Origin of the sequence: Kluyvera sp. 142486 (assembly GCF_046569695.1) — a bacterium.
Taxonomy (GTDB): domain Bacteria; phylum Pseudomonadota; class Gammaproteobacteria; order Enterobacterales; family Enterobacteriaceae; genus Kluyvera.
In genome coordinates this window covers 82,251-101,214 of sequence record NZ_JBKHUI010000006.1, presented here as the reverse complement: position 1 = coordinate 101,214, position 18,964 = coordinate 82,251, and the positions used below count along the sequence as shown (strand labels likewise).

17 protein-coding genes are annotated in these 18,964 nt (G+C 56.9%); 4 read left to right on the top strand and 13 right to left on the bottom strand.

Annotation, left to right across the window (positions count from 1 at the left end; translation table 11 throughout):
• The first annotated feature begins 3 nt into the window (after positions 1-3).
• Together ACLGE8_RS08860 and ACLGE8_RS08855 are read left to right on the top strand one after the other, a co-directional pair.
• Positions 4-3,147 carry a CusA/CzcA family heavy metal efflux RND transporter gene (locus ACLGE8_RS08860; protein ID WP_410998008.1) on the top strand — a complete coding sequence of 1,048 codons (3,144 nt, stop codon included), beginning with the start codon at positions 4-6 and terminating at the stop codon, positions 3,145-3,147.
• A 112-nt stretch (positions 3,148-3,259) separates the two neighbouring features.
• Positions 3,260-3,898, top strand: coding sequence for an NAD(P)H-binding protein (locus ACLGE8_RS08855; protein WP_410998006.1), 639 nt, complete (start codon positions 3,260-3,262; stop codon positions 3,896-3,898).
• Positions 3,899-3,922: 24 nt separating this feature from the next.
• Here ACLGE8_RS08855 and dolP read toward each other — a convergent pair whose 3' ends face one another.
• Genes dolP through ACLGE8_RS08835 form a run of 4 tightly spaced genes read right to left on the bottom strand, consistent with a single transcriptional unit; the run spans position 3,923 to position 7,543 of the window.
• Positions 3,923-4,498, bottom strand: coding sequence for a division/outer membrane stress-associated lipid-binding lipoprotein (gene dolP, locus ACLGE8_RS08850; RefSeq protein ID WP_410998004.1), 576 nt, complete (start codon positions 4,496-4,498; stop codon positions 3,923-3,925).
• A 9-nt stretch (positions 4,499-4,507) separates the two neighbouring features.
• Positions 4,508-5,098 (bottom strand): DnaA initiator-associating protein DiaA, encoded by a 591-nt coding sequence (diaA, locus tag ACLGE8_RS08845; protein ID WP_368478127.1) that lies wholly within the window; start codon positions 5,096-5,098, stop codon positions 4,508-4,510.
• A 16-nt stretch (positions 5,099-5,114) separates the two neighbouring features.
• Positions 5,115-5,504, bottom strand: a complete 390-nt coding sequence (locus ACLGE8_RS08840; RefSeq protein WP_410998002.1) for a YraN family protein — start codon at positions 5,502-5,504, stop codon at positions 5,115-5,117.
• Positions 5,462-7,543: a penicillin-binding protein activator gene (locus ACLGE8_RS08835; RefSeq protein WP_410998000.1), complete on the bottom strand. Its 2,082-nt coding sequence runs from the start codon at positions 7,541-7,543 to the stop codon at positions 5,462-5,464. Before ACLGE8_RS08835 ends, ACLGE8_RS08840 begins: the two co-directional genes overlap by 43 nt.
• A gap of 62 nt (positions 7,544-7,605) precedes the next feature.
• Between ACLGE8_RS08835 and rsmI the strand changes: the two genes are divergently transcribed.
• A complete protein-coding gene (gene rsmI / locus ACLGE8_RS08830; protein WP_035891050.1) occupies positions 7,606-8,469 on the top strand; it encodes a 16S rRNA (cytidine(1402)-2'-O)-methyltransferase in 864 nt (287 codons plus the stop codon).
• An 82-nt stretch (positions 8,470-8,551) separates the two neighbouring features.
• Here the strand turns inward: rsmI and kbaY are convergent, their stop codons facing one another.
• From kbaY to kbaZ, 8 genes are all read right to left on the bottom strand, one after another.
• Positions 8,552-9,430, bottom strand: a complete 879-nt coding sequence (gene kbaY / locus ACLGE8_RS08825; protein WP_410997998.1) for a tagatose-bisphosphate aldolase subunit KbaY — start codon at positions 9,428-9,430, stop codon at positions 8,552-8,554.
• 12 nt (positions 9,431-9,442) lie between these two features.
• On the bottom strand, positions 9,443-10,597 hold the full coding sequence (locus ACLGE8_RS08820) for an SIS domain-containing protein (RefSeq protein ID WP_410997996.1): 1,155 nt from the start codon (positions 10,595-10,597) through the stop codon (positions 9,443-9,445).
• A 301-nt stretch (positions 10,598-10,898) separates the two neighbouring features.
• A complete protein-coding gene (gene nagA, locus ACLGE8_RS08815) occupies positions 10,899-12,032 on the bottom strand; it encodes an N-acetylglucosamine-6-phosphate deacetylase (protein ID WP_410997994.1) in 1,134 nt (377 codons plus the stop codon).
• Positions 12,029-12,463 carry a PTS galactosamine/N-acetylgalactosamine transporter subunit IIA gene (agaF, locus tag ACLGE8_RS08810; RefSeq protein ID WP_410997992.1) on the bottom strand — a complete coding sequence of 145 codons (435 nt, stop codon included), beginning with the start codon at positions 12,461-12,463 and terminating at the stop codon, positions 12,029-12,031. The genes nagA and agaF overlap by 4 nt, the downstream gene beginning before the upstream one ends.
• Before the next feature lie 15 nt (positions 12,464-12,478).
• A complete protein-coding gene (agaE, locus tag ACLGE8_RS08805; protein ID WP_410997990.1) occupies positions 12,479-13,357 on the bottom strand; it encodes a PTS N-acetylgalactosamine transporter subunit IID in 879 nt (292 codons plus the stop codon).
• On the bottom strand, positions 13,347-14,126 hold the full coding sequence (gene agaW, locus ACLGE8_RS08800) for a PTS N-acetylgalactosamine transporter subunit IIC (protein WP_410997988.1): 780 nt from the start codon (positions 14,124-14,126) through the stop codon (positions 13,347-13,349). Before agaW ends, agaE begins: the two co-directional genes overlap by 11 nt.
• Before the next feature lie 10 nt (positions 14,127-14,136).
• A complete protein-coding gene (gene agaV, locus ACLGE8_RS08795; protein WP_410997986.1) occupies positions 14,137-14,610 on the bottom strand; it encodes a PTS N-acetylgalactosamine transporter subunit IIB in 474 nt (157 codons plus the stop codon).
• Positions 14,611-14,629: 19 nt separating this feature from the next.
• Positions 14,630-15,925, bottom strand: a complete 1,296-nt coding sequence (kbaZ, locus tag ACLGE8_RS08790) for a tagatose-bisphosphate aldolase subunit KbaZ (protein ID WP_410997984.1) — start codon at positions 15,923-15,925, stop codon at positions 14,630-14,632.
• Between the two features lie 249 nt (positions 15,926-16,174).
• On the opposite strand from kbaZ, the gene ACLGE8_RS08785 reads away from it, so the two are divergent.
• Positions 16,175-16,990, top strand: coding sequence for a DeoR family transcriptional regulator (locus tag ACLGE8_RS08785; protein ID WP_410997982.1), 816 nt, complete (start codon positions 16,175-16,177; stop codon positions 16,988-16,990).
• A gap of 58 nt (positions 16,991-17,048) precedes the next feature.
• Here the strand turns inward: ACLGE8_RS08785 and garD are convergent, their stop codons facing one another.
• Complete coding sequence (garD, locus tag ACLGE8_RS08780; protein ID WP_410997980.1) at positions 17,049-18,620, bottom strand: galactarate dehydratase; 1,572 nt, start codon at positions 18,618-18,620, stop codon at positions 17,049-17,051.
• Positions 18,621-18,964: the final 344 nt, after the last annotated feature.

Below are 18,964 nucleotides of genomic sequence, written 5' to 3'. Positions count from 1 at the left end.
GTGATGATTGAATGGATTATCCGGCGCTCGGTCGCCAACCGTTTTCTGGTGATGATGGGCGTGCTGTTTTTGAGCCTCTGGGGCGGCTGGACCATTGTCAATACGCCGGTAGATGCGCTGCCGGATCTCTCTGACGTACAGGTGATTGTTAAAACCAGCTATCCGGGGCAGGCGCCGCAGATTGTCGAGAATCAGGTAACTTATCCGCTCACCACCACCATGCTGTCGGTGCCGGGGGCGAAAACGGTGCGCGGCTTCTCGCAGTTTGGCGACTCCTACGTGTACGTGATTTTTGAGGACGGCACTGACCTTTACTGGGCGCGCTCGCGCGTGCTGGAGTACCTCAACCAGGTGCAGGGTAAGCTGCCGCAGGGCGTGAGCTCGGAGATTGGCCCGGACGCCACCGGCGTGGGCTGGATCTTTGAATACGCGCTGGTGGACAAAAGCGGCAAGCACGACCTTGCCGAACTGCGTTCGCTGCAGGACTGGTTCCTGAAATATGAGCTGAAAACCATCCCCAACGTGGCGGAAGTGGCCTCCGTTGGCGGCGTGGTGAAGCAGTATCAGGTGCAGGTCGACCCGATGAAGCTCGCCCAATACGGCATCACTCTTAGCGAGGTGAAGCAGGCGCTGACCAGCTCCAACCAGGAGGCGGGCGGCTCATCGGTGGAGATAGCCGAAGCGGAATATATGGTACGCGCCACCGGCTATTTGAAAAGCCTGGAGGACTTTAACCATATCGTCCTGAAAGCAGAAGCGAACGGCGTGCCGGTCTATCTGAAGGACGTGGCGCGGGTGCAGATCGGCCCGGAAATGCGCCGTGGCATTGCTGAAATGAACGGTGAGGGTGAAGTGGCGGGCGGCGTGGTGCTACTGCGTTCCGGCAAGAACGCCCGTGAAGTGATTTCGGCGGTGAAAGAGAAGCTCGCTTCGCTGCAAAAAAGCCTGCCGGAAGGGGTTGAGGTGGTCACCACCTACGACCGTAGCCAGCTGATTGACCGGGCCATCGACAACCTGCGCTCGAAGCTGATTGAAGAGTTTATCGTGGTGGCGGTGGTCTGCGCGCTATTCCTCTGGCACGTGCGCTCGGCGCTGGTGGCGATCGTCTCGCTGCCGCTGGGGCTGTGTATCGCCTTTATCGTGATGCATTTCCAGGGGCTGAACGCCAACATCATGTCACTGGGCGGGATCGCGATCGCCGTCGGCGCGATGGTGGATGCGGCGATCGTGATGATCGAAAACGCCCACAAGCGGCTGGAACACTGGCAGGAGGCGCATCCTGATGAGTCGATGGATAACGCCACTCGCTGGAAAGAGATAACCGACGCGGCGGTGGAAGTGGGGCCGGCGCTGTTTATCAGCCTGCTGATTATCACGCTGTCGTTTATCCCGATCTTCACCCTTGAAGGCCAGGAAGGGCGGCTGTTTGGCCCGCTGGCGTTTACCAAAACCTATGCCATGGCCGGAGCCGCGGCGCTGGCAATCGTGGTGATCCCCATCCTGATGGGCTTTTGGATCAAAGGTAAGATCCCGGCGGAATCGCGCAACCCGTTGAACCGCTTCCTGATTGCGATCTACCACCCGCTGCTGCTGAAGGTGCTGAAGTGGCCGAAGCTCACCTTGCTGGTGGCGCTGCTGTCTATCTTCACCGTGCTGTGGCCGCTCAGCAAAGTCGGCGGCGAGTTTCTGCCGAAAATTAACGAAGGTGACCTGCTGTATATGCCTTCGACCCTGCCGGGGATTTCTCCGGGGCAGGCGGCGGTGCTGCTCCAGCAGACCGATAAGCTGATTAAGACGGTGCCGGAAGTGGCATCGGTGTTTGGTAAATCAGGGAAAGCGGAAACTGCGACCGACTCCGCGCCGCTGGAGATGATTGAAACCACCATTCAACTCAAGCCGCAGGATCAGTGGCGGCCGGGAATGACGCTCGATAAGATTATCGACGAGCTTGACGCCACCGTGCGGCTGCCGGGGCTGGCGAACCTGTGGGTGCCGCCAATTCGTAACCGTATTGATATGCTCTCCACCGGGATTAAGAGCCCGATTGGTATCAAGGTCTCCGGTACGTCGCTAGCGGATATTGATGACGCCGCCCAGCGTATTGAAACGGTGGCCAAAACCGTGCCGGGCGTGGTCTCCGCGCTGGCAGAACGGTTGGAGGGCGGGCGCTATATCGACGTTGATATCAACCGCGAGAAAGCCGCGCGTTACGGTATGACGGTGGGCGATGTGCAGCTGTTTGTCTCGTCGGCTATTGGCGGCGCGACGGTGGGGGAAACGGTAGAGGGCGTAGCGCGCTACCCTATCAATATTCGCTATCCGCAGGGCTTCCGCGATGGCCCGACGGCGCTGCGTCAGTTGCCGATCCTCACGCCCGGGAAGCAACAAATCACGCTCGGCGACGTGGCGGACGTGAAGGTTGTCTCCGGCCCGACGATGCTGAAAACCGAGAACGCGCGCCCGGCGAGCTGGATTTACATCGATGCCCGCGACCGCGATATGGTCTCCGTGGTGCATGACCTGCAAACGGCGATTAGCCGCAGCGTGACGCTGAAGCCGGGTACCAGCGTGGCGTTTTCCGGGCAGTTTGAGCTGTTGGAGCACGCCAATAAGAAACTCAAGCTGATGGTGCCGATGACGGTGATGATTATCTTCATTCTGCTCTATCTGGCCTTCCGCCGGGTGGATGAAGCATTGCTGATTCTGATGAGCCTGCCGTTTGCGCTGGTGGGCGGCATCTGGTTCCTCTACTGGCAGGGGTTCCATATGTCGGTAGCAACCGGGACCGGGTTTATCGCCCTGGCGGGGGTGGCGGCCGAGTTTGGCGTGGTGATGCTGATGTATCTGCGTCATGCGATTGAAGCCGAACCGCGGTTGCAAAAGGCCGACACCTTTAGCCCGCAGGCGCTGGACGAAGCGCTGTATCATGGGGCAGTGCTGCGCGTGCGGCCTAAGGCGATGACGGTGGCCGTGATTATTGCCGGGCTGTTGCCCATACTATGGGGAACCGGGGCCGGTTCTGAAGTGATGAGCCGCATTGCCGCGCCGATGATTGGTGGCATGATCACCGCGCCGCTGCTGTCGCTGTTTATCATTCCGGCGGCCTATAAATTGATATGGTTGTATCGGCACAGGCGTAGTTTGTAGGCCGGATAAGGTGGTTACGCCGCCATCCGGCAATGTGTACCGTATTGCCTGATGGCGCTGCGCTTATCAGGCCTACAAACGACAAGCGGTGAACCATAATACGGAGACCCCCATGCACCACGTTCTCATTACCGGTGCCACCGGCCTTGTTGGTGGGCACTTACTTAACATGCTTCGCCGGGAGTCGCAGGTGGAATCCATCGTCGCGCCTACGCGCCATCCGCTGGAGCACGCCTTTGGGATCGTCAACCCGCACGACCCCGATCTCAGCGCGGCGCTGGCGAAGGTCGCGTCGCCCGTCGATACCGTTTTCTGCTGCCTTGGCACCACGATCCGCGATGCAGGCTCGAAGGCCGCTTTCAGCCACGTCGACTACGATCTGGTGCTGGAAACCGCCCACTCCGGCCTGCGGCTGGGCGCTCAGCAGTTGCTGGTGGTCAGCGCGATGGGAGCAAACGCGAACTCCCCCTTTTTCTACAATCGGGTGAAAGGTGAAATGGAAGCGGCGCTGATAGACCAGGGCTGGCCGCAGTTGGTTATCGCAAGACCTTCAATGCTACTCGGTCAACGCGGCACACCGCGTCTGAACGAGCGTCTGTTGGCGCCGCTGTTTAGCCTGCTACCGGGGAACTGGAAGGCGATTGAAGCACACGATGTGGCAAAGGCGATGCTGAGTACGGCAAAGCACCCGGGAAATACACAGGTAGAGATTCTGTCGTCGCGTAAGCTGAGGGAAATCGCCCGGCAGTGAACCTGCCGGGCAAGGTGTGAGACGTTATTGAATTGGGGTGAACGCGGTAGTCACGCGCTTCACGCCGCTAACGCGGCTGGCGATATCGGCCGCGGCTTTACCTTCACGGTCGGTGACCAGACCCATCAGGAACACTTCACCATTTTCGGTAGTCGCCTTCACGTTAGAGGATTTCACCTGATCGCTCGCCAGCAGCTGGGAGCGGACTTTAGTGGTAATCCAGGTATCGGAAGACGAGGTACCGAGGCTAATCGGCTGGCCCTGGCGAATTTCGTTATACACTTCGGTTGCGCCATCAACGCCAACGGCGATCTGCTTCGCACGGGTGGCGAGGCTAAGATCCGGCGTCTGGCCGGTCAGCAACACTTTACCCTGGTAGGCGGTCACGTTAATGCGCGCCTCTTTCTTAATTTGCGCATCTTTAGACAGGGCGCTGTTCACACGAACTTCCAGCGTGCTGTCATCCACCTGAGTTCCCACCGTGCGGGGGTCAGTTGCGGCCTTGGTACCGACTGCAGCCGTGCCGACAACGGCAGCTGCAATACATCCCTGGAGCAGCAGTGCGGAAATAAGGACCGCGAGGGTCGAAATCACCTTCATTTGTTCTCCTTAGTCGTCCTGGTGTGGGAAAAGGGTGTTATCAATTAAATCACTCAGACAGTTTACCGTGAGCATGTGCATCTCCTGGATACGGGCGCTGCGGTGCGACGGAATGCGGATCTCCACATCCTGTTGACCGAGCAGGCCCGCCAGTTCACCGCCGTCATAGCCGGTCAGTGCGACGATCGTCATGTCACGCGTGACAGCCGCTTCTACCGCCTTGACGATATCGCGACTGTTACCACGGGTTGAAATAGCCAGCAGAACATCACCAGCGTGACCCAGCGCGCGTACCTGCTTGGCGTAGATTTCATCATGCAGGCGATCGTTCGCTATTGCCGTTAAGACCACATTATCGGAATTAAGTGCAATCGCGGGTAAACCGGGACGCTCTGTTTCATAACGGTTAATCATGCAGGCAGCAAAATGCTGTGCGTTGGCGGCGGATGAACCGTTACCACAACAGAGAATTTTGTTGCCGTTCAGCAGCGACTGTACCAGGGTCATCGCAGCTCGGGAGATAGCGTCCGGGAGCGCTTCCGCCGCGGCGATTTGGGTTTGAATGCTTTCGGTGAAGCACACTTTGATTCTTTCGAGCACGATATCCCTTTACATTCTATGAGCTAAAAGCGTTTGAAAACCATTCGATTTCATTGCCGGTGAAGGCTATCACATCGAAACGGCAATCCACAGTATCAAAACTCCCATTGTGGCGGGCAAGCCACAAGCGGGCAGTCTGTAACAGTTTGTTTTGTTTGCTCCGGGTCACACTGGCGGCAGCACCGCCATAGAACCCGGAGCGGCGATAGCGAACTTCCACGAAAACCGTGACCGTCCCTTCCCGCATAATCAAATCAATTTCGCCGCTGCGCTCGCGCACGTTGGCGGCGATAAATGCCAGTCCTTGGTCTTCAAGCCAGCGACGCGCGCGCTGTTCCACGGCGTCGCCAACCTGTTTTGTGGTTAACTGGCGGGGACTATCTGCCCCTGCTGGTATTTGAGCCATGATAACTTCCTGTTAATCACGCAGTCCGAAGTGGCGCTGAGATCGCCGGTATTACCGTTCAGCTCAAAGCCCGGCACGCCGCGCATCTGCGCGAAGTGGTTGGCCAGCGCCCAGGCATCCGCGCCCATGGCATAGAGACGAGCCAGTGAATAGTCGTTGTTCACCGCGCGCAGCGCCTGCTGCATCAGCGCCGGGTTGCTGCCGGCAAGCATTGGGATTTCGCTGTACTGCAGGCCTTCCATCTCCAGACGGAAGTCCGGGCCAGCGGTACCCTGTGCGCTGCGGGAGCTGGCGTACAGCATTGCGCCGCTCTGGCTGCCGTTACGCATCGCAATCATCGGTTTGATAAAGGCGATCTCTTCCGGGGTTGCCAGGATATAAGCCGCGTCTACCTTGTTGCTGCCGGTGATTTGCGCGTCGGTCGGTGCGGCTGGAATAGTCAGGTTACCGATGGTGACGCCCTGCGGCTGAGACTGCGCGGAGATAACCGGGGTGCCAGACAGCGAGATACCGGAACCACCGTTCACGCCGCCTTTCAGCTCGGACAGTGAACCAAACTTCTGCTGTAAGACTGTACCACCGCCGATTTTATGCCACTCGTCGGCGAAGGCCTGGGTGACACGATCGCCGAGGGCGTTACGCGGCACCAGCAGCAGCGGAGACTGTTTGCCCTGATCGTGAATATGACGTGCCGCATCGCGGGCTTCATCTTCCGGCGACAGCGCGAAGTAGCAGATGTTAGGACGGTTGCTTACCGCTTCCGGCTGGTTCAGCGCCAGCACGTTAAGCGTGGTGTTGCTCTTCATCAGCTCTTCAACGTTGTTTTTCAACAGCGGGCCAACCACCAGGCTGACGCCGTCCTGCTGCGCCTGCGCCAGAATCTGGCTCAGCGGCTGGGAAGAGGTATCGTAGATTTTCAGCTCTGCCGATGGGTTTGCTGCTACGCTCGCGACGGGCTGCACTGCCGGTGTTTGAGCAGGAGCCGCGTCGGCCGCTGGAGCCTGAGCTGCAGGTGCGGCTGCGTTGTTGGCCTGTGCGGCCTGAACTGGAGCCGCCGCTGGTACCTGGCTTTGCGGCGTAGTCAGGTCGGTAACTTCAGCCTGAGATGGGCTCACCACGGCGGTGGTCGCTGCTTGCGCGACCTGTTCCGGTACCGCGCTGCCGCTTACCGGCATAGTGCCGTTCTTCGCCGCCTCAAAACCTTGCTGGATGGTGCGGCCAAACACCGCGGCCTGGCCGTTTAACGGCAGCAGCAGGGCGATTTTGTTGACCGATGCGGGCTTAAAGTTCTGCACGTTCGCCAGCTGTGATGGCAGCACTTTCGCGCCTGGGTTCTGTGGATAGCGAGTCTGCCAGTCTTTAATACCGGCCTTCAGCATATCGGGATCGTTACGGTTATCGAACCAGACGCGCTGCAAATCGAGCCAGCCTTGTAGCACGTTTTCATCCGCATTGATAACCAGCGCATTGGCCTGCTCCTGGGTCATGGAGGAAAGCGCCTGCCAGGTGGCATCGCTGTTTTGCTGTCTTTCCGGCTGAGTGGTCAGCAGCGGTGCCTGGGCAATCAGGGCGCGCAGCAGCGTCAGGGACGGCTTACCCTGCTCGGCGCTGATGGTGTCCTGCCAGAAACGCGCCTGCAGCGCACTGTCGAAATCATCGGCCTTCAGCTTTTGCAGCAGCGCCTGTGCACCGGCGTAATCTTTCTGCGCCAGCTTCAGTTCAACCGCTAACAGCGCCTGCTCCTGACGTTGGGCTGCGTTCAACTGCTGCGGCAGCTGATTGAACAGCTCCAGCGCCTGCTGGCTCTTACCTTCCTTCAGCAATGAACGAATGGCGAGTAATTGCCAGTTGGTCTTGCTATCATTCGAGCTTTGCTGCATCTGCTGCAGATAAAAGCCGGAGTCAGCCTGCGTCGCGCCCTGAAGTTGGGCTGCACTCTGATCGGGGGCCTGGGTGCCACAGCCTGCAAACAGCAGCGCTGCCAGGATTACCGGCAGACAGCGCGCGGCTTTCATACGAGAAAATGTTGAGGGTACCATTCTGTATCCAGTAATATTTTTTACGCAATGCTCAATATTAAATCGGCAATACGGACGAAACAATGAAACAACACGAATCGGCGGATAATTCTCAAGGCCAACTCTTTATTGTACCTACTCCTATCGGAAATTTGGCTGATATTACCCAACGAGCGCTCGAAGTATTGCAAGCTGTTGATTTAATTGCGGCTGAAGACACCCGTCATACAGGTTTATTGCTGCAACACTTCGCCATTAATGCCCGTTTGTTTGCCTTACACGATCACAATGAGCAACAAAAGGCGGAAACGCTGGTGGCAAAACTGAAGGAAGGGCAGAACATCGCGCTGGTTTCTGACGCCGGAACGCCGCTTATCAACGACCCTGGCTACCATCTGGTGCGTACCTGTCGCGAAGCGGGGATCCGCGTCGTGCCGCTGCCGGGTCCGTGCGCGGCGATTGCCGCCCTGAGCGCCGCCGGTCTGCCGTCGGACCGTTTCTGTTACGAAGGCTTCCTGCCGGCCAAATCCAAAGGCCGCCGCGATACGCTGAAGGCCATCGAAGCCGAGCCGCGTACGCTGATTTACTATGAATCCACCCACCGTCTGCTCGACAGCCTGGAAGATATGGTCGCCGTCTGGGGCGAATCTCGCTACGTGGTGCTGGCGCGTGAGCTGACCAAAACCTGGGAAACCATTCACGGCGCGCCGGTGGGCGAGTTGCTGGCGTGGGTGAAGGAAGATGAAAACCGCCGTAAAGGCGAGATGGTGCTGATTGTAGAAGGGCACAAAGCGCAGGAAGACGAACTGCCTGCCGACGCGCTGCGCACACTGGCGTTGTTACAGGCTGAACTGCCGTTGAAGAAGGCGGCGGCGCTGGCGGCGGAAATCCACGGCGTGAAGAAGAATGCGCTGTATAAGTATGCGCTGGAGCAGCAGGGGGAGTAGGGAAAAAGCCTGAAAACCTGTGCAATATAGAACCTGAAATACAAAAGAGGCTCGGGATTTCCGGGCCCCTTTGTATCAGCGCTTAGGCCGTAGCCGCTGCGCCCGTCTGAATTCTCTGCGCTGAGCCGCAGACGTTGATTTTGTTTCTGACCACTTCCTTCATCGCATCCATCCCCACGCGCATGTAGTAGCGCGGATCGTTACCTTCCGGGTTCTCAGCAAACCACCGTTTCACCGCATCGGCAAAGGCGATTTTGAGCTCGGTCGCGACGTTAACTTTGCAAATGCCCAGCTCAATGGCCTGGCGAACAAACTCGTCGGGAACGTCGCTGGCACCGTGCAGGACTAAAGGAATATCCACCACCTTGCGGATCTCTGCCAGACGGTTGAAGTCGATTTTTGGACGCTTGGTATAGAGACCGTGGGCGGTGCCAATGGCGACTGCCAGGCTGTCTACGCCGGTCAGCTCAACGAAGCGGCGCGCTTCCTGCGGGTCGGTAAAGAAGGCGCTCTCTTCGTCGACATTCATATCATCCTCTACGCCGCCAAGCCGCCCCAACTCCGCTTCAACGCTGCAGTCGTTATGGTGACAAAAGTCGACGACCGATTTCACCAGCTTCACATTTTCATCAAACGGGAAGTGGCTGCCGTCAATCATTGCGCTACGCACGCCGGCGTGCACTTTGCGGCGGATGTCTGCCAGCGACTCGTGGTGGTCGAGATGCAGGGCCAGCGGAAAGTCGTAACTGGTGGAGTAGGCTTCACACAGGGCGTAGATCTCTTCAAAGGCAATGTGCTTAAACGTCCCTGGCGTACCGGCGAGGATCACCGGGGATTGCATTTCGTTGCATACCTCAAGGATCGCCTGGATCGTTTCGGCGTTATGAATGTTAAATGCGGGAACCGCGTAGCCCTTTGCCTGGGCATCCTGGAGCAGGTATTTCGTGGAAATAATAGCCATGATTCAATCCTCTTAGCCGCGCCATTGGTGAATGTTGACGCCCTGTACCACGCGGTTAACCGTGCCGCTGGCGGAAGGCGTATCCGGCGTGATACCGGCGTTGATGGACTCCGACAGCGCGAAAATCTGGGCGTACATCAGGAAACAGAAAGCCTGCTCGACATCGCTAAACGGGCGCGATGGCGGCAGCAGAATATGAGGACCTGCGACGATCGCTTCATCGGCTTCGGCGGCAATGGCCACAACGCGCATGGCAAGCTGGTCACGGCGCAGTTCTGCCAGCAGATCCAGATCGTACAGGCGGGTATAAGGGTGGCTGGAGACGAACATGACGATCAGCGTTTCGCTATCAACCAGTGATTTAGGGCCATGACGGAAGCCGGTGGAGGAGTCGTAGAAGGCGGCAATTTTACCGGCGGTTAACTCCAGCACCTTCAATGCAGATTCACGCGCGGTGCCTTGTAGGCCGCCGCTGCCCAGATAGACGATACGTTTCCAGGATTGCTGGCCGAACACGCCGTCTGCGCCATCGCCCAGTTTGCTGAGGATCGTTTGGCAGCGTCTGGCGACATCCTGGAAGGTGCGACTGTTGATTGCGTCCGCGGCGAAAACGGACAGGCAGCTTGCCATCATGGTGGTGATGCTGCTGGTCATCGCAAAACCACGATCGTGGGTCTCGGCAGGCATCAGCAGTACCAACGCGTTAGCGCTTTGGCGGGCGTTCAGGTACAGGCTTCCCGCTTCGTTGCAGGTGATCACCAGGTGATAGCACTCGGGAACCAGCTGATTAACCAGATCGACCGCCGCCACGCTTTCTGGGCTGTTGCCAGATCGCGCGAATGACACCAGCAGCAGCGGGCCTTCAATTCTCAGATAATCCATCGGGTTAGAAACCAGATCGGTAGTGGGAATTGAACGAAAATCTTTGCCGCTATGGTGGCTCAGCCACGGGGCGATCATGTCGCCAATAAAGGCCGAGGTGCCCGCGCCTGTGAGGACGATCTGCAGATCGTGCCGAGCCAGCAGCGGGGCAAGAAAGTTGTCAATCGACTGGCGTGCGCTATCGATCTGGGACAAAGAACGAAGCCAGCTGTCAGGCTGCTGATGGATTTCTTCTTCAGTCCAGGAACGGGTTCTGGTGCGAGACGGGGTGTAGGTTTCTGACATAACGCAATCCTTAATCGTATGAACTCAGCATCAGAAAGTGGTGCTGCTCATGTTTGTCTTTCGTTTCGTTTCACTTTAATGCTTTTGCTGTTAAATAAAATCTACAGAAAAGAAATCGAAAGTTCAATTGAGAAAATGAAAATAAAACGAAAAATTAGAGCCGTGAACGGTTTTTGTTTTGCTTGTTCTTGTTATTCAGTGGGTTATGTTTTATTGGTGAAAGGTTTTTGGTCGTAAGACGAAAGGAAAAGAAAGGCCCCGGCGCATCGACGCCGGGACCACGATGATAGACAATGAAAGACTAAAGGTTTAACGGTATGCCCTTGATCCAGATTTTCTGCACCTCAAGATGAACGTTAAGTTCAATCAAGTTCGCCAGCTTGCCAACGCCAATCGACCCGAGGCGGTCCTCCATACCGAGGAGCCGGGCGGGATGCAGAGAGGCCATGCGGATTGCCTCTTCTACGCTGACGCCCGCCATCTCCACCATGTTTTTTACCGCCACATCGACCGAGAGCGTGCTGCCTGCCAGGCTGCCGGACGACGTTCGCACGATACCTCCGCGCATCTCGACCTCATAACCGCAGATGTCGTAGCGACCGTCAGGCATCCCGGCCGCCCGCATTGCATCGGTGATAAGCACCGTGCGCTCAGGGGCGCAGTGCGCGCAAAGCTGCATGGCCGCCGGGTGAACGTGGTGACCGTCGGCAATCAACTCAAGCCAGGCGCGCGGGTCGGTCAGGCCTGCGCCAACCATGCCTGGCTCTCGGTGGTGCAGGCCGGTCATGCCGTTAAAACAGTGCACCAGCCCATCCGCACCAGCATCCAGGGCGGCTACGGTCTGCGCGTGGGTAGCGGCGCTATGGCCGAGCATTACGCGAATGCCGCGTCGCTTGAGATGGGCAATGGCTTCCAGCGCACCGGCTTTTTCTGGCGCCAGCGCCAGCACGCGAAGCGTGTTTTGCGACTGGGCAATCAACGCATCCAGCTCATTGATGTTCAGTTCGCGAAACAGTTCGGGCGGGTGGGCTCCCTTGTTTTGCGGCGTGAAGTACGGCCCCTCAAGATAGCTCCCCAGTAGCATTGCACCTTCGCCGCCACATTGAACGCGCTGGGCGATCCGTCTGAGCGCACCTTCAATCGCGGGTAGCGGAGCGGTGACGGTAGTCGGGAGCCAGGCCCCGACGCCCTCGCAGGCTTTGTGTATCGCCAGTGTCTCCAGTGCGCGCGGGTCATCATCCATCACATCGACGCCCGCGCCGCCGTGAACGTGGAGGTCGAGATAAGCCGGGCACAGCAGGTCGACGTCGCGCGCGGTGATGCCGGCAGGAATCGGCGTGATTTGTGCTATCTGACCCTCAACGAGATGGACCTGATGGTCGTCCAGCCAGCCGTCTTCGCTCAGCACCCTGCGTGCGCGTAGTACCTGGGTCATATCCCTTCCTCTACCGCTACCTCTTCGCGGCAATTCTTGAGCTCATCGACCAGGCTGGTCAGCCCGCGGTGCCCGCACTCCAGCGCCTGGAGACGAAATGCCGTGCTGGTTAACCCTTCACGTTCCAGCACCATTTCCAGCAGCAGCTGAAGGTTCGTACCGGTGATCACTTCGCTGCCCGGTTTTTGCATGGCGAGCGTGGAAGCTACGCGGAAAGGTGTTCCGCCCAATAAATCGGTCAGAAAGACGATGTCCTGCTCGGGGTCCAGCTGGGTCATTGCGGTTTCCAGCTGTGAGGTGAGCAGTGCGGTTGTTGAGGCTTCAGGAAAATCGATGGCGATAAACTGCGGCTGTTCGCCCAGGATCTGCTTCATCGCTTGTTCCAGACCGGTCGCGAAACCGCCGTGCCCACAAAGAATAATGCCTAACATTGTGACCTCTTTTACTTACAGGAAATGGGCAAACTTGCCGACCACGCCTAACAGCACAGTGATCCCAATCAGACGCAGCGGGCTCCAGCCACGGCGCACCAGCCAGAACATGGTCATGGTGTAGACCAGCGGTAGAAACGCGGGCATCAGCTTATCAATGACATCGGTCTGCAGTTTGACGATGGCGTCACCGGCGGTAATCTGAAGCGTTGTGGCTAAGCGGACGTAGGTCGCTACCAGCGCGCCAATCACCGTCATTCCGACAATAGAAGCCGCATGGCCGACCTTCTGGGTGTTCGCCTTGATCAACGGAATGGCGGCGACCCCCATGCGATAAGCATAGTGGGCGAGGCCAAAGCGCAGGCCCAGGTGCACAACGTTGAACATCACAATAAAGACCACGGCACCCAGAATGGAACCCTGAAGCGCCAGGCTTGCGCCAATACCGCCGCAAATTGGCAGCAGCGTGAGCCAGAACATCGCATCACCAATGCCGCCTAACGGCGCGCCGACCGCGATTTTGGTGCTCTGGATGCTGTTAACATCCTGCTTGGAGCGCTCCATCGCCAGAATAATGCCGATGACAAAGGTGACGAGGAAAGGGTGGGTGTTGAAGAATCCCATGTGCCCTTTCATGGCTCGCGCCAGGTCGCGTTTATTGGTGTGGATCTTTTTCAGCGCGGGCAGCAGGCCATACAGCCAGCCCGATGCCTGCATACGTTCATAGTTAAAAGAGGCCTGTAGCAGCATGGAACGCCAGGCCACGCGGTTGATGTCTTTTCGCGTTAACTCTGCGCCAATGGTCTGATCTTCATACACGTTTTCGTTCACGCCGCTTAGCAGTGTCTCTTCGCTTTCGGCAACATTCGGCAGGGTGGTTTGATTAGATGCCATCTTCAAATTCCTCGTTCTGTGCCTGAGACACTTTAGGTTCCGGGTTCTTACGCAGCAGGTCGATCATCGCCATCGCCAGCGCGGCGGCGGCAATTGCCAGCACCGGCAGTTTGAGCCAGGCGGCGGCGACAAAGCCGATGATGAAGTAAGGGATGTAGACGTTTTTCATCATGATTTTCAGCAGTACGGCAAAGCCGATGGCTGGCATGATGCCGCCCGCCACGCCGAGGCCATCGATCAAACGCTCAGGCAGAACGCTCATCGCGGTTTTGGCATGCTCCGCACCGAAGTAAATCGGTAAAAAGGCGCATAAGAAGTAGAAGGTGCCGAGCGCCAGCAGCGCCAGGTAGTTAACGCGTTCAATGCCCTGAGTATCCGCGTTTGAGGCCATGCGGTCACAGCGTGACATGACGCCCGACATGACAGAAAACAGGAAGGTAATACCCATCTGTACCGCGACGGCGAACGGTACGGCGACGCCCACAGCGACGTCGGGTTTTACGCCGGTGGTAATCGCAAACGTGGTGCCGACGATGGTGCCGATAATGACGTTAGGCGGCTGGGCGCCGGCCAGCGGTGCCAGACCCATCCATACCAACTCCAGCGTCCCACCGGTCAAAATACCGGTATGCAGGTCACCGAGAATCAGGCCGACCAGCGGCCCCAATACCACGGGGCGGTGCAGGTGCGTTAAACCGTTAAACATATCCAGGCCAGCGATAAAGGCGAGGATGCCCAGCGCAAACGCCTGTAGTAAGTTGATTTCCATCGCAATTACCTCAGATGAGTTTATAGAGATCTAAAGCGGGTTCGGTGGGAACGCCCTGGACGAAGCATTCAACGCCTTCCGTTTTCAGCCCGTTGAAAGCCTTCGTGTCGTTAGCATCAATAGAGACCGTTTTGGCTATCTGCTTTTTGCCTTCGGCATAGTGCATGTTGCCGACGTTGATGCGCTTAACCGGTACGCCGCCCTCAACCAGCGTGAGGAAATCGGCGGGGTTTTTGCACACCAGCAGGATCTTTTGTCGGTCTGCGGCGCGATGAATGTTGTCGATGACCTTCTGTAACGACCAGAAACGCACGGCGATCCCTTCGGCCAGCACCATCTCCATGAGGTTCTGCTGTACGGTGTCTTCTGCGACTTCATCGTTGGCAACGAGTACCAGGTTTGCCCCCGCAAACCCTACCCACTGCACCCCGACCTGACCATGAATCAAACGTTCATCAATACGGCTTAACACAATGTTTGGCATAGCATTTTCCTCTTAATTGTTATTCGCTATCGGATTCAGTGCCCTGGCAGGCGGCGTGGTATTGGCGTAAAACGTCCTGAATATGGTCGATGATGAGCGCGTGCGGCGTCGCGCTCAGCTTGCCTTCCCGGACTCTGGCGTATTGCAAAGGGAGATACTGGCTTATCAACGGCAGAGGAATTGGAGTATCCGCCAGGTTGCGTACCAGCCGTTCGTAGGCGTTGTCGACCTGGGCATCAGGCCAGTAGTAGCGCATGCGATCCGAGTAGCTATAGCTTCGTGCCAGCCGGCGCGTATTGCTATCGCCATGGTAGTGGCTCTGCCAGTATTCGGGGCGATCCTGCATGACGTTTTCCAGCTCGCGGCGCAGCCCCGAAATGGCTTTAGCGGGCAACAACTCTTCTTCAATTCCGGCCAGTGAAAACAGCGCTTCGCGCAGGGCGAAGGTGAGCGCCGGGCCAACTTTCAAAATGGCAAAGTGATCGATAACCAACTGACGCAGGGCGTGCGGCGTTTGGTAGTCGGTGGAGTGGGCTTCAAAGACCAGTGCCGGGTGCGACTCCACCATTTTGCTCAGCGCCGCGGCTTTCTGCGGCTGGTAATCGATGACGTTGGTGTGGTCAAACTCAACGCCAGGCTGAACCACTAAGGCAATGATACGTGACCAGAGATCGGCGAGCCCCAGCGCTTCAAAGGCATGATGGTGCGCCTGCAACGTGGCCTGAGCCGCCTCCGGGGTGGTGACGGCAAGTTCAGTAAGCGCTTCGTGCGCGCCGCCAGGGACCGGAACCTCGGTGCCAATGACGTACACCAGGTCAGAGTACCCGAAGCGCATTTTGCAGGTCTCTTCGGCGATGGCAGCAAGACGTGCCGCGCGCGCCGCAACGATTGCATCGGTCAGCGGCACGGGATCGTCGGCACAGGACATGCTGCAATCAAGGTGGATTTTTTTGAATCCGGCGGCAACGTAGCTTTTGATCAGCTCGTCGGCATTGGCCATGGCCGTTTCGGCAGGCAGCGTTTGCCAGCGGTTTGGGCCGAGGTGATCGCCGCCAAGAATCAGCTGCTCGCGCGGCAACTGTAAAGTATCAGCGAGTTGATGGACGAAACGATGAAAATCAGCGGGCGTCATACCGGTATAGCCGCCAAACTGATCGACCTGGTTGGAGGTGGCTTCAATCAGTAATGGGCTATGGTTTTGCAGCGCCAGGCGCATCGCGGACTCCAGCACCAGCGGATGTGCTGAACAAACGGCATAAATGCCCTTTGCGTTCCCCCGTTTGTGTTGTTCCACCATTTCTATGAGATGTTTCACTTTCCTCTCCGTATTCGATGGTTTTAATTTTAATCTTTCGTTTTATTTCACTTTATAGTGCATTACGTCATTTAAAAAATAAAACGAAAGGTTTTCATTTTCCGATCTGTTTCACAAAAGAAACGTAATGAAAGATTCAGATGGCCGATGATACGGGGCAAGTGCCAATTCTGGCGCTTGCAATCTGCTAAAGGAAAGGCGTTAATAGGGGAATCGAAATGAAACGAAAGATTGAATTAAGGGATCACTATGAGCCGCACGGATTCGTCCGCAGAAAAACGCATCACTGGCACCAGTGAAAGGCGTGAACTCATTATTCAGCGCTTGCGCCAGCAGGGAAGCGTTCAGGTTAACGATCTTTCCACCTACTTTGGCGTATCGACCGTTACTATCCGTAACGATCTGGCATTTCTCGAAAAGCAGGGTATTGCGGTGCGTGCCTACGGCGGCGCGTTAATCTGTGACGGTAGCCAGCCGGGAAATGAGCCATCGGTTGAGGACAAAAGTTCGCTGAATACCGCGATCAAACGCCGTATTGCCGACGTAGCGGTTCAACTGATAAAGCCGGGGCATCGCATTATTCTCGACTCGGGAACCACCACGTATGAGATTGCGCGCCGTCTGCGTCAGCATACGGACGTGATTGCCATGACCAACGGTATGAACGTGGCGAATGCGTTGCTGGATGCAGAAGGCGTTGAGCTGCTGATGACCGGCGGCCATCTGCGCCGTCAGTCGCAATCGTTCTACGGTGACCAGGCGGAGCAGTCGCTGCAGAATTACCATTTCGATATGCTGTTCCTCGGCGTGGATGCGATCGATCTTGAGCGTGGGATCAGTACCCATAATGAAGATGAGGCACGGCTGAATCGGCGGATGAGCGAAGTGGCAGAGAAGATTATTGTGGTCACCGACTCCAGCAAATTTAACCGCTCTAGCCTGCATAAGATTATTGATATGCAGCGCGTGGATATGATTATCGTGGATGAGGGGATCCCGGCAGAAAGCCTGGAAGGGCTGCGCAAAAGCGGCATTGATGTCACGCTGGTGGCGGCATCGGAATAAAAAAACCGGGATAGCGTCAGGGCTATCCCGGTTGTCATTATGCTGGTGCGTCGGTGAATCAGGTCACCGGCGCCGGGTTAAATACCGCCAGCTGGTTATGCAGACCCCACTGATCCGAGAAGGTTTTCTTACGCCCGCTCGCCACGTCCAGAATGAACTCAAACAGCTTCGTGCCCACATCCTCGATGGTCTCTTCGCCCGTGGCAATGGTCCCGGCGTTGATATCCATTAAGTCATACCAGCGGTTCGCCAGCTCTGTACGGGTAGCCATCTTAATGACCGGCACGGCCATCAGGCCGTAAGGCGTACCGCGCCCGGTGGTGAAGACCTGCACGGTAATGCCGGAGGCCACCTGTTGTGTGCCGCAGACAAAATCGCTTGCCGGGGTAGCGGCATAAATCAGGCCTCGTTTGGTTGGGCGCTGGCCCGGTGACAGCACTTCCACAATGGCGCTTTTGCCGGATTTGGCGATAGAGCCCAGCGCTTTTTCTACCACGTTTGCCAGGCCGCCTTTCTTGTTACCCGGAGATGGGTTGGCGCTGCGGTCGGTTTGGCCCATATCGAGGTAGTTATCGTACCAGGCCATCTCTTCCAGCAGGCGTTTACCGACCTCTTCGTTGATGGCGCGCGGGGTGAGCAGGTGGATCGCATCACGCACTTCGGTGACTTCTGAGAACATGACGGTTGCGCCGCAGCGTACCAGCAGGTCAGACGCGTAGCCCACTGCCGGGTTGGCGGTGACGCCGGAGAAGGCATCGCTGCCGCCGCACTGCATCCCAACGACCAGTTCAGATGCCGGGCAGGTTTCGCGCTGGCGTTTATTGAGTTTTTCCAGGTGGCGTTCAGCGACCTGCAGAATGTCGTCGACCATCGATCTAAAGCCGACATGCTGCTCGTCCTGCAGACGCACAATGCTGGCGCTATCAACCGGGATGCTCTGCACATCTTCGGTGCCTTGCAGCAGGCGCTCCGGCTGCAGTTTTTCACAGCCGAGGCCGACGACCATCACTTCGCCGCCAAAGTTCGGGTTCAAGGCGATATTATGGATGGTGCGAATTGGCACAATGGCTGCTGGAGCGTTAATCGCCACGCCGCAGCCGTACAGGTGGTTAAGACCTACGACGCCATCGACGTTCGGGTATTTTGGCAGCAGATCGCGTTCAATAATCTTGACCACGTAATCCACCACGCCCGCCACGCAGTGCACGCTGGTGGAGATGCCCAGCAGGTTTTTGGTCCCCACGCTGCCGTCGGCGTTGCGGTAGCCTTCGAAGGTGTAGCCTTCCAGCGGCGGTAACGCCTCCGGTACTTTGGTGGCCAGCGGGAGCGTGTTCAGCGGCGGCGCTTCCGGCAGAATGACCGTGGACTCATCAATCCAGCTGCCCTTCACGATATCGCGAACGGCATAGCCGATGACTTCGCCGTAGCGGATAATTTCGCCATTATGGGGAATATCCACCAGAGCCACTTTATGCCCCTGGGGAATATGCTCAATTAATTCCAGACCGTCAGGGAAACGCGTTCCTGCTTTTAATCCGTTATCGTTAACAATAATCGCCACATTATCAGTGTCGTGCACTTTAATATAAAAAGCAGTCGGCGATTCTTGTCTGATTTCAATGTTAGCCATTGTCCAGTATTCTCCAGCCAGCGGGGCAAAAAATAAAAGATATAAGTGTTAGGTTTTTCATTATTGAAAATAAGAACACTTTGATTATGGAATAAAGCATGTCAGGAGTTTAAGTTTAAAAATGTGATAAAGATCACTTATTATCGTGATGCCCCGTGGCGCAAGGGTATCAAAGCGTGAAATTGTGCATCAGCGCCCAGTGGTATGTGCATATGTATAACTAAAAGATTTTTGTAAGCGTTGAAATTGTGTCTTTGCACAATGTCTGGCGCTGGTTTCCTGATTATACTGAATCCCGATTTCATAGTGACTTATTTGTTTTTTAGCCGCTTGTTATCAATAAA